This window comes from Nonomuraea sp. NPDC003707 (genome assembly GCF_053587055.1).
The window spans coordinates 260786-274429 of record NZ_JBSFNK010000015.1; the positions used below are offsets into that span (position 1 = coordinate 260786).

Here is a 13644-nt window from a genome sequence, read left to right on the forward strand (position 1 = left end):
ACGCCCGCGGGACGCCGCCCGGTCTCCCTCCGCGCCTCCAACCGGAGCGGGTCATTGACGCGCCTTCGGTACAATCGGCCGGTGCCGTCCAACCGCAAGGGCAGTGTTCGGCTGAGTGATGTGGCTGCGATTGCAGGAGTGTCGCTCTCGACTGCCTCGAAAGTGCTCAACGGAACGGACCGGATTTCCGAGGCGACGCGCGCGCGGGTGCTCGCCGTCGCCGAACGCCTCGACTTCAGGCCAAATGCGCTCGCGCGTTCCTTCGCGCTGGGCCGCAGCCGCACGGTCGGCGTGCTCACCCACCGCGCGGACAGCACGTTTTCCGGGCCCGTGGTCATAGGCGCGGTTCTGCAACTCGGCAGGCTCCAACAAGCCGCCCTCGTCTTCGACGAAGACGTTCTCGTCCATCGCGAGATAACCGAAAGCATCCGCCAGTTCCAGGCTCGCCAAATTGACGGACTCATCGTCATCGGGGACGGGCACGAGCGCCGATCACCGTCGATCACGCACCATTTCACCGTGCCGGTGACATACGCCTTCGCGGCCTCCGATCACCCCGAAGACGTCGTCTTCCTGCCGGACAACGAGGGCGCGGGAGCTCTCGCCACCCGCCATTTGATCGAACGCGGGCGCACACATATCGCCCACCTCACCGGCGATCCGTCGAGTATCGCCGTAGGCCTGCGGGAGCGCGGCATGCTCAGCGCGCTGAATGAGGCCGGGCTCCGCCCTGCCGCTCCGACGCGTTATGGCGCCTGGACCGAGGGGTCGGGAGTCAAGGCCATGCAGGAATTGCTCGAGTCCGGCGCGAAGGTCGACGCGGTGTTCTGCGGCAATGACCACATCGCCCGTGGCGTACTCGATGTCTGTGAGGCCAAGGGTCTACGCGTACCTCAGGATCTGGCAGTTGTCGGGGTCGACAACTGGGAGGGAATCATCGTCGACCAAGGGGTCCGGCGGCTGACGACAATTGACCTGGAGCTCAGGTCCATGGGACAACTCGCCGCCGCGAACGTTCTCGCCGACGACCGCACTCCGGGGGAACATTACGTCCCTCCCACACTCGTGCTCGGCCCGTCGTCTTAATCAGGTATTTTTCCGCCCCTGATCCGGTTGATCGGGCTGCCTACCGCCGGCCTACGTGAGCAGTCAGGCGTCGAAGCCGCGGCGAGCAGCCTCGATGTGACCGAAGTACTGGTGGGTCCAGCCGCAGATCAGGTCGACCGTCGCCCGCAGGGCCTGGCCCGGCTCGGTGAGGGTGTACTCCACCCGCGGCGGCACGGTGGGGTACACCTTTCGCTCGGCCAGGCCGTTGCGCTCCAGCATGCGCAGGTTCTGGGTGAGCATCTTGTGGCTGATGCCCTCAACCTCGTCCCGCAGCTCGCTGAAGCGCAGGGTGCGCTCGCCGAGCGCCTCGATGATCAGCAACGCCCACTTGTTGGCGACATCCGAGAAGATCTCCCGCGCCAGGGAGTCCGCGCGCCTCAGATCCGCCTCATCGGACGAGCCCATGAACTGCTTGGTCACCATCTGGTTCCCCAGTCACTGAAAAGTTCGTTCTTCCACGTCAACGAACACTCTCCTATGGTTTCCCAGTAACCGCAAGAGACCACGAAGTCAGGTCGTCCGCCGCCTTGCGCTCACCTGACGTAACGAAAAGACCGAGGGGAAATCTCATGGCCGTCTCGCTCATCAACCCTGACCAGCATGTCCGAGTCCCGATCTACCACCACGTCGCGGTGGCGACGGGTAGCAAGCAGGTCCACATCGCCGGACAAGTCGCCTGGGACGAGAACGGCGAGCTCGTGGCACCGGGCGACCTCGCCGGACAGGTCGCCCAGGTCTACCGCAACGTCGCCAAGGCGCTGGACGCGGCGGGAGCGACGTTCCACGACGTCGTCCGCTTCACGTGGTACGCCGCAGGCTGGAAGAGAGAGATGTACGACGCCTTCAACGCGGGAATCGAACAGGCGGCCCTCGAGTTCGATCTCGCCACGCCGCCACTCGCGCTGATCGGGGTCGACATCCTCTTCGAGCCCGGCATTCTCATCGAGGCCGAGGTCACCGCGATCATCGATCAAGGCGCCCGGCCCGGCAGCACCGCTCCTTCGCTGACGTAGCCCGGATCCTGGCGGCAGCCGAAGCGTCATTGCCGTACAAGCGTCATGCGGGGCGTGTCGGCATCAGGGTGTCCAGCGTGCGCGAAGCACTCCGTCACGGTCGGGTAACACGCCGGCCATCAGCGGTAGGCGCTCGTCCTCATGACAGGGAAGGACCAGTATGGCGCGTGTGCCGGTCAGTACAGCCGGCAGTTCCCGACAGTGAGTTTCATCGACTGTCAGGGTGGTGATGTGCCCTTGCGCGCTCTGCCAGACAATTTCGCCGAGGCCGTCGTCGGGTAGATCGGCAAGGGCGGCGTCCACGTCTGTTGATAGATCGGGCCAGACCAGCAGCCTGGATCTGGGGGCGAGCCGGGCCTGTATCGCGGCAACCTCATCGATGGTTGTGATCCGATGCCAACGTGAGGCGTTGTGTACGTAGCCTTCCTCCAGCACCACTGCGTCGCGCTGCCTGATGAGGCCTTCCAGATCGGCCCAGAACGCCGCGTCGGCCAGGCGCCGTGGCGCAAGATCGTCCTCGTCGAACTCCGGGTCGTACGGTGACCGGCTGATGGGCTCGGCGAAGAGCCCGCGCTCGCGGGTGAACGTCACCGCACGCGAGCACGGTAGCGCGCTGCCGACATAGACGTACTGGTCGTAACCGACGTGGATGAAGAATCGATCCTCGACCTCCAGGCGACACCAGGCACCGTTGTCGCGCAGCATCGCCCGGACCAACTCCAGGGCGACGGCGACGGGCACCTGCGCGCCGTCGTGGTAGCCGGTGAGATCGGGCGGGAACAGCCCCGCCAGGCCGTGGCCCTCGATCGGGGGTTCGACACCGAAGTTGACGAAGCCGCTTACCGCTGGTTCCCGGATCGTGAGGCAGGTGACGCTGGTCTCTTGGGCGAAAGCGGCCACAGATGCCAGGTAGGCTGCTTCGACCGGGCCGTGATCGCTGTTCACGTCCTCAGGACCGACGTAGTGACCATGCTCGTTGCGGTCTGAGGGGTCATACTTCGTGATTTGGTAGGCGTGAAGCCTTGCGTCGCTTCCGCCCTCCTCAAAGACAGCCAGGGGTGCGGATGCAGATGCGTCAGAACCAGCCGCGGAGACGTCCATCGCCCCATCCTGGCGCTGGCCTGATGGCCCGGCCAGTGTTTATTGCCTTGTCAGGGTCGCTGCTCAAACGGGTTTCGAAGCTTCGAATCATGTGGGAAAGGCCACGAGTTCGTCGCAGGGCACCCCTTTGTGCAGGCAGTGATACAGGCAGCCGTGCCTCCGGTTGAGGGTGTCGCACAGGGCGGTCGTAGTGCGTGCGCTCGCGGACCTGGCGCTCACAAGGAGGCGAAGGCCCAGGCGTAGTCGGCGGTGGCGGTCGTCGCTGATCTCGGCAAGCACGCGAGCGCCCGTCAGATCGGCCAGGCCGGGAAACTGGTGATGATGGCGGCGTCAGGGTTCTGGTGAAAGGCCCGCTGGTGGCTTCGGCGAGGTCGTCGGCGGCACGGCACGCGGCGTCGAGTTGCAGCAGGAGGGCCTGCAGTTGGCGACCGAACGCTTCCTCGACCATAGGGAGCTTCGCGCCTGCCCGTCGCGCCACCGCGGCTCTATCGACAACTTGGTAGGGTGCGCAGGTTGCACCACTTTGGAGAGTACGGCAGCACTCAAGGGAGAGGACACCAGGCGACGATGCAGGCGTCAGAGGTACCGCGTGCGGTGGCCGCGGCCATGTCGACCGCCTCCTCACTCGGCCTGACAGCCGACGACGCGATCGTTCTTCATGACTCGAACAAGCTCACTCTGCGTCTGCTGCCTTGTGACGTCCTGGCCCGGGTGGCACCTGTAGCGCATCAGGTCGCACAGTTCGAAGTCGACCTTGCTCAGCGGCTCGCCGACTCCGGGTGCCCTGTGGCTGCTCTCGAGCCTCGAGTGGAGCCACGCGTCTATGAGCGTGATGGCTTTGCAATCACGCTGTGGACCTACTACGAACCAGTGGCACCTCAAGAGGTCTCACCAGCCGACTATGCCAATGCGCTCAAGCGGCTGCATGCCGGCATGCGCGAACTCGATGTCCCGACGCCGCACTTCACGGATCGAGTCGAGCAGGCGCAACAACTCCTGGCGAACCGCGACCAAACTCCGGCGCTCGCCGACGCGGACCGGGAACTGCTCGGCGACACGTTACGAAGCCTGAGACGAGTGATCGGCGAGCGCGGCGGCGCCGAGCAACTGCTGCACGGCGAGCCGCACCCGGGCAACGTGCTCACCACGAAGAACGGGCTGCTGTTCATAGATTTCGAGACATGCTGCCGTGGGCCTGTCGAATTCGACCTCGCCCATGCGCCCGAAGAAGTCAGCGAGCACTATCCGGGTGTCGATCAAGACTTGCTGCGCGAGTGCCGGATCCTCATACTGGCGATGATCACAACATGGCGCTGGGATCGAGGCGACCAACTCCCCAACGGGCGCCGGCTGGGCACAGAGTGGCTCAGCCAGATCCGAGCAGCGCTCGACCGCAAAGGGCTGGATACCCCTCGCTGATCGCGGGCCTTTGAGCTGATTCCGGCCTTGGCCGGTCGTGGTCGAGATCCAGTCGCATGTCGGCGGCTCGATCACCGATTCGGACTCCGTCCAGACAAGGCGAACGTCGCCGGTCGCCCGACCGGGGCCGGCGTCAAGGAGATCACGGAGGGGATCATCGCCGCCCCGGTGTCACTTGCTGCTGCACAGCCCAAGATCGGTACGCTCCTCATACGTGATCATGGGATCGGCTGCAGCGGATGGCGCGCCCGAAACGCAGAAGAACCTGCGTTTCCGCAGGTCCTTACCCATCTTTCGATGGAGATCGCGAGCACCCCCTGCAGGATTCAAACCTGCCCACCCGGCTCCGGAGACCGGTCGAAAGCTGCCGAGACCGGCGAATCACTCCCCCTATCACCTGACATTCGGAGCCGCCGACTCCCCGCTCCATGTGCACTTCAGCAGCCCCGTGTTGGCGCGATGCGACTGTCTGATCAGGGGACGGCTGTCCTTGCTTGCCGAAGTTGACGGTTACTCACGCTTGTTGTCCCGAAGGTGGCGTCCGGAGGCCGGTGTAAATCGGGGGGCGTGGTTCCGGCTTCATAGTGAGGTTACGCGGTGCGGTGGCGGTTCGGTGTGATCGGCTTTGCGGGGCTGGTGGCGTGTTGGGGTCGGAGGTGGCCGCTGAGATCAGGGACGTAGTGCTGTTCTGGCGGATTGGAGCAGGTGGACGAGGCTGTCGCGTTGGGTGGTGGGCCAGGAACTGAAGCGGGTGGTCAGGGTGGTGTTGATGGCCTGCTGGAATTGGCCGGTGACCGCCTCGCCCTGGGGGGTGAGGTGGACGCGGCTCATCCGGCGATCGTTGGGGTCGGGTTGGCGGGTGAGCAGGCCGCGTCGCTGAAGCCGGTCGACCAGGCCGGTGATGTTGGTCTTGTCACAGTGCAGCAGGGCCGCGAGCTCGCCGAAGGACGGCTGCAGATGTTGGGCGAAGCACAGCAGTTGCGCTTGCTGGGGGGTTAGTCCCAGCCGGCGGCTCGCCGTACTGAACAGGCCGTCGATCTCCATGAAGACGCCGATCAGCGTCTCGACGAGTTCGTCATCGGGTGCGGCGGCCATGGCAGGCAGTCTACTACCTGGACAGTTGACACCCTCTACCAAATTAGTCGATGCTGTGGACTATCCATAGGATCGACCAATTGGAGGGGTTATGCGTATCGAGGATCGGGTCGCAGTCGTCACCGGCGGATCGCGTGGCATCGGACGGGCGATCAGCGACCGGCTCGCCGCGTCGGGGATGCGCGTCCTCATCGGCTCCCGCGACCAGGAGACGGCCGCGCAGGCGGTGGACCAGATCAAGGACGCGGGCGGGCTGGCCACCGCGGTCCGCACTGACATCACCCGCCCCGAGGCGGTCAAGGAGTTGTTCGACGCGGCCGAGAGCCAGTACGGCCGGGTGGACGTGTGGGTGAACAACGCGGCCACGGCGACCGCTGGGCCGCTGGCCCGCGCCACCGATGAGGACTTCGACCAGTATCTGCACGCCAACGTGCGGTCCGCGTTCGTGGCGCTGCGCGAGGCCGCGCAGCGCATCAGCGACCACGGCCGGATCATCTTGATCTCTTCCGCGCTGACCGTGTCGCCGCTGCCCGGCATGGCGCTGCTGGCCGCAAGCAAGGCCGCCGGCGACCAGCTCGCCCGCACGCTGGCCTGGGAGGTGGGCTCCAGATCCGTCACGGTCAACAGCGTCCTGCCCGGCCTGACCCGTACCGACGTCATCGACACCGTGCCCCCGCACGTCATTGACGACGCCAAGACCCGCACACCGCTGGGCCGCCTGGGCGAACCAGCCGACATTGCCGACGTCGTCGCGTTCCTGGCCTCCGATGCCGCCCGCTGGATCACCGGCCAGACCATCAACGCCGCCGGAGGCATGATCTGACGAGTTGGCGCTGGGCCAGGGCCGGATGACGCACAATCCTAAAGACCTTGGCCACGATCACCTGACCGTCCGCAAGCTGGTCGCGCGGTCGCGGTGATGGTCTGGTGATCGGCAGGGTGGAGTGGGGCGGCGTGTCCGGGGCGAAGCCGGCAAGGCAGGTTGAGGGGCCACGGTGATTCCGGACAGCCGTCTTATGGCGTAGAGCCTATGCGGCTGCTTGGAGCGAGAGGGACTCGTTAAGCACCTCAAGGGGAAGCCGGTAGCCGAGCGCCGAGTGCAGGCGCCGGTGGTTGTAGTTATGCAGGTGATCGAGTCAAGTGCCCGTTGAGTCGAGTCTGTTGAGCAGGCCGTCGAAGATTTTCTGACGTCCGATCTGTCCTTTCTCCTTGGCGTCGTCGCGCTGAGCCTGCAGTCGAGGGCGGAACTCGATCGTGGTGACGAAGAACTGGCAGGACTCGCAGATCGACTCGAAGTGGCAGTCCATCTCGACCGGTCGGGCGCAGTAGCCGTTGCCGAGCATGCGGCGATGCATCTCCGCGCGTAGGCGGCGCATCTGGTGGCCCTCGTCAGTGGCGGGAAGCTGGGCAGGTTGAGCGTAGAGTGCCTCGACCTTCTCGGTCACCGAGAAGTACTCCTCGGCGACGGTGCGGTCGGCGATGCGGGCGTAGACCATGGTCATGGCGAGGGTCTTGTGGCCGAGCAGGGCGGCGATGGCCTCCAGGGACATGCCGCGGTTGATGGCCTGGGTGGCCAGGGTATGGCGCAGTTGATGAGCGGTGATGTGGCCAATACCGGCCGCGCCAGCGACCTTGGCCAGGGCGTGGTCGACGTGGCGGGGCAGGATGGGTCGGCCGCCTCGGCGCAGGAACATCTTGTCCGAGCGCAGGTCTGTGGGTCGGTCACGGAGCCAGGCGTCCAGCAGGCTCTTCAGTTCCGGGTGGAGCGGGATGTAGCGGTCGTTGTGGAGTTTCCCGATCGGGATGCGCAGCCAGTAGGCCGAGCCGATCTGGACGACGGCGTCAACGGTCAGAGCGAGCAGTTCGCCCTTGCGCATGCCGGTTCGGGCGAGAAGTTCGACGACCAGACGGGCGAAGGCATCGGGTTCGGCGCGGGCGGCGCGCAGCAGTTTGGTGGCTGCGGCGTCGTCGAGGAAACGGGGCAGTGGCCGGTCGATGATGGGCAAGTCCGCGTCGAAGATCAGCGGCCGGGGTGGGACGTCGGGGTAGTCCCATTCGGTGATCCGGGTGAAGAAGCAGCGCAGGTTGATCAGCGTGTTCTTGATGCTGGGCTTGGCCAGCGGCGTTCCCGAGGGCCGCGGGTTGCAGGCGAGGTGGCGCTTGTAGTCCTCGATGTGGCTGCGGTTGAGCTGGGCCAAGGTGGTGACGTCGGGATGTCGGTCGGCCAGGTGGTGGCCGAACTGGCGCAGATCCCGTTCGATGGCTTTGACGGTGGAAGGACGAAGGCTGAGGGCGACCTGCTCGACGTAGCGGCGGGCGGCCAGGGCGTATGAGGTGGCGACGCCGTTCCAGCCGGCAATGCTGACCGGGATGCGGCCGGGCCGCTCCAGGGTGTCGATCACTTGGTCATGGAACAGAGTCGCCTGCAGGCGGTGAAGGATGGCGGCTGGGTTGCGGCCTGAGTCAGGGTGTCCGCGCTGACGATAGGCGGCCAGGAGCAGCTCACGGCCAGCGAGGAAGATCTGGGTGTCGATGCGGTCGAGGGTGGTGGCAGTGGCCGCGGCCAGCAAGGCGAGCATGTGCCACTGCAACCGCCTGTCGGCCGGAGTGATCGACAGGCGGTCCGTGGCCTGCTCGAACCGTAGTTGGGCCAAGGGCTGATAGCGGGAAGCAGCCTCCCCGAGCCGCAGCCCGGCCGTGACCAGGAAGGAGGCGTCCACGACGCACCGACCGGTGACGATCAGCCAGCTGACGAACGGCCCGGTCCGCATCTGCTCGCGGGTGGCGGCCAGCCGCTCGGTCAGGTCCATGCCCGCCCATCCTCCGCAGGCAGCGACGCGGCGCAGGAACGTCTCGGCCGCGAGCCGGTTCGACGGCCAGATCTTCACCTCCGCCTGCTGAGCGTCATGGCAGTAGTGCTCGACCAGGTCAGGCTCGGCCGCCCGCGATGCCTTCGCCTCCATCACCGCTCCTGGACGGTCTGGGCGTCGATCGCCTCCATGGCGCGCCGGTATTCCTCCGCGAGCCAGCCTCCTGCCAGATGGAGGTAGATCCGGGTGGATTCGATCGAGCGGTGACCGGCTTGGGCCTGCAACGCCTCCAGCGCCATACCCGCCTCACGCAGCCGGGTCAGGCACGTGTGACGCAGTTGATGGCAGGTCAGTCGGATGATTCCGGCACGGTCACGGGCACCGGTGACAATCTCATCCAGGCCGGATGCCGACAGTGGCTGGCCGCGACGTGGTCCCTTCAGCACGACGAACAGCCGATCGGTGGTGCTGGTCTGCGGCCGTTCGGTGGCCAGATAGTCGGCCACGGTGGCGAAGAACAGGGCCGAGACCGGGACGATCCTCTGGTGTCCGCCCTTGCCTTCAGCGATGAACACGCGATGCTCTCCGGGCCGCAGATCACCAACGCGCAGGCCAAGCACCTCGCAGCGGCGCAGCCCGCCCAGCAGCATGGCCTCGGCCATCGCTCGGTCGCGACGAGTGCGCAGCGCGGCCAGGAAAGCCGACACCTCGCCGGGCTCGAGTACCCGGGGAAGTGTCCGAGGCGTACGAATCAGCGGGACCTGCCGGATCGCGCGTTGGCCAGAACGGCGGACGGCCAGTCCCTGAGGAACCGGGTTAGCCCGCACGTCGCCGCGCACCACCAGGAAGTTGAACAGCCCAGAGATGCTCGCCAGCCGACGTTTGATCGTCCGGGCCGACAGCCCGGCCTCCCCGTCCTCCAGGCGGACCACCTTGGCATCGATGCGCGGGGAACGCTGCATCTTGATGAAGGCCAGCACATCCACGGTGGTGACCTCGGCCGGATCCTTGCGGATCTGGCTGAAGAACACCTTCAGGTCATACGCCGTCGCGATCAACGTGTTGGGCCGGGCTCGGGCCGCCACCAACTCCAGATAGTCATCCAGCGCCGGATGCCCCAGGCGCACCACACCAGGATCGGCAGGGTCGGGACGGCCGTTGAGCAGACAGGGATCGAACGACATCGGAGGAGACTCCCGTCACTGGGGTAACTCCAGCATCAACCACTGTCACCCAGCGCCAGCCGTCAATGGCCACTCATCTCTGACCTGCAGGCCAGCACAGGATCACCTGCATATCGTGACAACCCTTCGATGTAGCGGATGACCTGCCGTCCTGCCTTGGCTTGGGTGGAGAAGACGAAGCGGTGCAGCCATTCGTTCTTGAGCGCACTGAAGAACGACTCGGCCATCGCGTCGTCGTAGCAGACCCCGGTGCGGCCGACCGAGCGGCGGATCTGCCGAGCGGTCAGGAAGCGGCCGAACTCGTCGCTGGTGTAGTTCGAGTCGCGGTCGGCGTGGAAGACGGTGCCCGGTTGGAGCAGGCCGGTGTCGGCCGCCATCCGGATCACGTCCTTGATCAGGTCGGTGCGGTAGTGGTCGGCCATCGCCCAGCCCAGGACCGCCTTGCTGTGGCAGTCGATCACGGTGGCGAGGTAGAGGAAGCCTTCCCAGGTGCGGATGTAGGTGACGTCGCCGACCAGCTCGGTGCCGGGCCGTTCGGCGGTGAAGTCGCGGCCGACCAGGTCGGGGATGCCGCGGTAGTCGCCTTGCACGGTGGTGGCCGACCGGAACGCCCACGCCCGGGCCGGGGTCAGGCCCTGCTCGCGCATCAAGGCACGCACCAGCTCGGCTGAGCAGTGCTCGCCGCGGCGCAGCAGGGCGGCGTGCACGCGCCGGTAGCCGTAGGTCTCGTGCGAGTCGGCGAAGATCTCGACCAGAGCGGCCAGCAGCGTTCGGCGTTGCGTACCGCGAAACTTCTCAGACCTGAAGGGATATGCCATCGGGACAGTGCGAGAGCCCTCCTAGAAGCCTGAAGAGCATAGATCTGCCTCGTGTGTGGTGGACCGTGAAGACGGTCCACCACCTGCGAGCGTCAACGAGAACGGGCGGGACTCCGTGAGACTGGAGGCCCGCCCGTACCTGCGATGTTCGCCCTGGTCAGCGGCCGAAACCGCTGATCAAGATCGAGTGCCCCCTGTAGGATTCGAACCTACGCACCCGGCTCCGGAGGCCGGTGCTCTATCCCCTGAGCTAAGGGGGCTCGACGAGTGATAAGGCTATCAGCATCCCGGCACCACTCGGCACACGATAAAGGTCCTTGAACACATCCAGCGAAAACCACCCGTGACGACCCCACTACAGGTTACCTTGGCGCCCGTGGGCGAGGTTCTTGGGAAAGTACTGGTCGTGGACGACGACGAGGTCATCCGGCAGCTCATCGCGGTCAACCTGAACCTGGAGGGGTTCGAGGTCGCGACCGCCACCGATGGGCAGGACTGCCTTGATCGTGTGCTCGACGTCATGCCGGACGTCATCACGTTGGACGTGATGATGCCGTGCCTGGATGGATGGACGACGGCGCAGAGGTTGCGGACCGAGGAGGCCACCAGTCACATCAAGGTGGTGTTGATCACGGCGCGGGCGCAGGACGATGATAGGCGGCGGGGGTTGGGGATCGGGGTCGACGCTTATCTGACCAAGCCGTTCGATCCGGCCGAGTTGATTCAGGTCGTACGGGATCTGGCGACGGCGGCCGGCAAGGGATAGGGGCGGCCCGATTCCCTCGCTCCCCCGGATCTGATGGGAGTGGTGGGCATGGACGGGCGGCTTGAGCGGGCCAAGGAGCTCTATGAGCGGGCCGTTTTCGGCGGGGATGTGGCCGGGCTGGAGGCCGCCGATCGGGGGCTGGACGGCGTGGAGGCCGATCTGGCGCTGGTTCGAGGGCGGATCATGCACGGCCGGTTTCTCGATGGGCAGGGCGAGCAGGGCGACGAAGAGCTGAGGCTGTTCGAGAGGGCCGCAGAGCTTTACCGGGCGCTTGGGGATGTCCGGGGTGAGGGTGAGGCGCTGCTCTGGGTGGGGACCTTCCATCAGGTCGTCCGCGGGGACGAGGCGCCCGCGGCGGCAGCTCTGGAGCGGGCCCATGAGCTGGCGACGCAGGCCGGCGACAAGCTGACCCTCTCGTACGTCCTGCGCCACCTGGGCATCGCCGAGCACATGGCCGGACGGCTGCCGGCGGCGCGCGAACGGCTGGAGGAGTCCGTACGGCTGCGCCGGGAGCTCGGGTTCATGGCCGGGGTGGCGGCCAATCTGGTGGGGCTGGCGTATATCGCTGCCGCGGAGGGGCGGCGTGAGGACGCCGTGGCGGTGCTGGACGAGGCCGCTGAGATCGCCGGCGCCGAGGAAGCGGCAACCGTGCTGGCATGGGTGGAAGAGGCCCGAGGGCAGTTCTAGCCGGCGGCTTCTTTTGTGAAAAGTTTGCGTACGGTGGGCCGTAGCGTCCCCTCCCGAGCCTAGGAAGGTCCAACCGTGCGTAGCTCCATTTTCGGCAATCTCGAGTCCCAGCAGCTGCCACCCGGCTTCGCGCTCCAGAACGGCAAGATGCTGCGCGTGCAGCTGCCGCACGAGGTCCTGGCCAAGCAGGGCTCCATGGTCGCCTTCCAGGGGAAGATGGACTTCGACTACGAGGGCGGCGGGCTCGGCAAGCTCTTCAAGAAGGCCGTGACGGGCGAGGGCGCGTCCCTCATGCGCGTACGCGGCGAGGGGCTGCTCTACCTCGCCGACAACGCCGACGACATCCACCTGTTCTACCTGGAGAACGAGGGGATCACCGTCAACGGGCGCAACCTGCTGGCGTTCCAGCCACAGCTCACCTGGGACATCCAGCGCGTGCAGGGGGCCGGGATCGCGGCGGGCGGGCTGTTCAACACGACGGTCACCGGGACCGGGTGGGTGGCGGTGACCACGCACGGCACGCCGGTGCTGCTCGATGCCGCCCGCATGCCCACGTACGCCGACGGCCAGTCCGCCGTGTGCTGGAGCACGGGGCTGCACGTCGGCGTCAACCGGACGATGAAGGTGGGGGCGCTGATCGGGCGGGGCAGCGGGGAGGCCATGCAGCTGGCGTTCAGCGGGCAGGGGTTCGTGCTGGTGCAGGCCAGCGAAGGGGCGCCCGTCGTGACCCAGTCCTAGGTAGACAGGTAATTAGCTAATTGCCATAATACCTTTGTGCTGGACGTCGACCTGGTCAAGGCACTGGCCAATGACAAGCGGCTGCTGATCCTCGATTGGCTGCGCGATCCCGAGCGACACTTCCCGCCGCAACGCGACGGCGACCTCGTACGCGACGGAGTCTGCTCGCTCTTCATCGCCGAGAAGCTCGGCGTGAGCCAGCCCACCTGCGGCGAGCACCTCAAGGTGCTCGCCAAGGCGGGCCTGATCCGCGGCAAGAAGATCAAGCAGTGGGTGTTCTACCAGCGCGACGAGGACCGGATCGCCGCGGCGAAGGAGTTGTTGAGCAGTGGCTGGTGAGCTGTACGAGCGGCTGATCTCCGACATGGACGCCGCCGGCGCCCGCTACCGGGTGATCGAGCACGCGCCGGAGGGGCGGACCGACGAGGTCAGCGCCCTGCGCGGGCACGACGTCGCGCAGGCCGCCAAATGCCTCGTCGTGATGGTCAAGATCGGCAAGAAGCAGACCCGGCACGTGCTGGCCGTCGTGCCCGGCAACGCCCGGCTCGACCTGCAGGCGGTCAAGTCGCTGCTGGACGGCACGTACGTGGCCTTCGCCGCCAAGGACAAAGCCGAGGAACTGGCCGGCAGCATGAGCGGGACCGTGCTCCCGTTCAGCTACGACCCCCGGCTCGAGCTGATCGCGGACCCGGCGCTGCTCGACCAGCCCGAGCTGTACTTCAACGCCGCCAGGCTCGACCGGTCCGTCGCGCTGGCCACCGACGACTACGTGCGGCTGGCCGAGCCCAGAATGGCCACCATCACAGCGAACTAGACGAGTAAGTCCGATCTCCGGTCAGTGGTCGTAGGCGGTCAGTGACCGGGTGATCGGGGCGTTGGTTGCGTGGTTGTGCCAGATCGCGGCGG

General features: G+C 66.3%; 15 protein-coding genes and 1 tRNA gene. 9 read left to right on the forward strand and 7 right to left on the reverse strand.

Annotation, left to right across the window (positions count from 1 at the left end):
• The first annotated feature begins 81 nt into the window (after positions 1-81).
• On the forward strand, positions 82-1086 hold the full coding sequence (locus ACWDRB_RS34995; RefSeq protein ID WP_449900980.1) for a LacI family DNA-binding transcriptional regulator: 1005 nt from the start codon (positions 82-84) through the stop codon (positions 1084-1086).
• Positions 1087-1149: 63 nt separating this feature from the next.
• Here the strand turns inward: ACWDRB_RS34995 and ACWDRB_RS35000 are convergent, their stop codons facing one another.
• A complete protein-coding gene (locus ACWDRB_RS35000; RefSeq protein WP_350728579.1) occupies positions 1150-1530 on the reverse strand; it encodes a winged helix-turn-helix transcriptional regulator in 381 nt (126 codons plus the stop codon).
• 146 nt (positions 1531-1676) lie between these two features.
• Here ACWDRB_RS35000 and ACWDRB_RS35005 point away from each other — a divergent pair, with 146 nt between their 5' ends.
• Positions 1677-2120, forward strand: coding sequence for a RidA family protein (locus ACWDRB_RS35005; RefSeq protein WP_449900982.1), 444 nt, complete (start codon positions 1677-1679; stop codon positions 2118-2120).
• A gap of 63 nt (positions 2121-2183) precedes the next feature.
• Here ACWDRB_RS35005 and ACWDRB_RS35010 read toward each other — a convergent pair whose 3' ends face one another.
• The gene (locus tag ACWDRB_RS35010) at positions 2184-3221 is read right to left on the reverse strand and encodes an RNA-binding protein (protein WP_449900984.1); all 1038 of its coding nucleotides are present in this window, start codon (positions 3219-3221) and stop codon (positions 2184-2186) included.
• Between the two features lie 594 nt (positions 3222-3815).
• On the opposite strand from ACWDRB_RS35010, the gene ACWDRB_RS35015 reads away from it, so the two are divergent.
• Complete coding sequence (locus ACWDRB_RS35015) at positions 3816-4640, forward strand: phosphotransferase enzyme family protein (protein WP_449900986.1); 825 nt, start codon at positions 3816-3818, stop codon at positions 4638-4640.
• 669 nt (positions 4641-5309) lie between these two features.
• Here the strand turns inward: ACWDRB_RS35015 and ACWDRB_RS35020 are convergent.
• Complete coding sequence (locus ACWDRB_RS35020) at positions 5310-5735, reverse strand: MarR family winged helix-turn-helix transcriptional regulator (RefSeq protein WP_350728571.1); 426 nt, start codon at positions 5733-5735, stop codon at positions 5310-5312.
• Positions 5736-5826: 91 nt separating this feature from the next.
• Here ACWDRB_RS35020 and ACWDRB_RS35025 point away from each other — a divergent pair, with 91 nt between their 5' ends.
• Entirely contained in the window at positions 5827-6558 is a 732-nt protein-coding gene (locus tag ACWDRB_RS35025) for an SDR family NAD(P)-dependent oxidoreductase (protein WP_449900988.1), read from the forward strand.
• A 313-nt stretch (positions 6559-6871) separates the two neighbouring features.
• On the opposite strand, the gene ACWDRB_RS35030 is transcribed toward ACWDRB_RS35025, so the two are convergent.
• The 4 genes from ACWDRB_RS35030 to ACWDRB_RS35045 all read right to left on the reverse strand — a co-directional run bounded on the left by ACWDRB_RS35030 (position 6872) and on the right by ACWDRB_RS35045 (position 10807).
• Positions 6872-8698, reverse strand: a complete 1827-nt coding sequence (locus tag ACWDRB_RS35030; RefSeq protein ID WP_449900990.1) for a tyrosine-type recombinase/integrase — start codon at positions 8696-8698, stop codon at positions 6872-6874.
• Positions 8698-9729, reverse strand: a complete 1032-nt coding sequence (locus ACWDRB_RS35035; RefSeq protein WP_449900991.1) for a tyrosine-type recombinase/integrase — start codon at positions 9727-9729, stop codon at positions 8698-8700. The genes ACWDRB_RS35030 and ACWDRB_RS35035 overlap by 1 nt, the downstream gene beginning before the upstream one ends.
• Before the next feature lie 62 nt (positions 9730-9791).
• Positions 9792-10547 carry an IS3 family transposase gene (locus ACWDRB_RS35040; RefSeq protein WP_449900993.1) on the reverse strand — a complete coding sequence of 252 codons (756 nt, stop codon included), beginning with the start codon at positions 10545-10547 and terminating at the stop codon, positions 9792-9794.
• 188 nt (positions 10548-10735) lie between these two features.
• Positions 10736-10807, reverse strand: a tRNA-Arg gene (locus ACWDRB_RS35045).
• A 116-nt stretch (positions 10808-10923) separates the two neighbouring features.
• Here ACWDRB_RS35045 and ACWDRB_RS35050 point away from each other — a divergent pair.
• The 5 genes from ACWDRB_RS35050 (at position 10924) to ACWDRB_RS35070 (ending at position 13552) form a co-directional block, all read left to right on the forward strand.
• The gene (locus tag ACWDRB_RS35050; RefSeq protein WP_350728568.1) at positions 10924-11313 is read left to right on the forward strand and encodes a response regulator transcription factor; all 390 of its coding nucleotides are present in this window, start codon (positions 10924-10926) and stop codon (positions 11311-11313) included.
• 48 nt (positions 11314-11361) lie between these two features.
• On the forward strand, positions 11362-12000 hold the full coding sequence (locus ACWDRB_RS35055) for a hypothetical protein (RefSeq protein ID WP_449900996.1): 639 nt from the start codon (positions 11362-11364) through the stop codon (positions 11998-12000).
• A gap of 75 nt (positions 12001-12075) precedes the next feature.
• On the forward strand, positions 12076-12738 hold the full coding sequence (locus ACWDRB_RS35060) for an AIM24 family protein (RefSeq protein ID WP_363962621.1): 663 nt from the start codon (positions 12076-12078) through the stop codon (positions 12736-12738).
• Positions 12739-12774: 36 nt separating this feature from the next.
• Positions 12775-13077 (forward strand): ArsR/SmtB family transcription factor, encoded by a 303-nt coding sequence (locus tag ACWDRB_RS35065; protein WP_185071156.1) that lies wholly within the window; start codon positions 12775-12777, stop codon positions 13075-13077.
• On the forward strand, positions 13067-13552 hold the full coding sequence (locus ACWDRB_RS35070; RefSeq protein WP_449901000.1) for a YbaK/prolyl-tRNA synthetase associated domain-containing protein: 486 nt from the start codon (positions 13067-13069) through the stop codon (positions 13550-13552). Before ACWDRB_RS35065 ends, ACWDRB_RS35070 begins: the two co-directional genes overlap by 11 nt.
• Positions 13553-13644 lie beyond the last annotated feature (92 nt).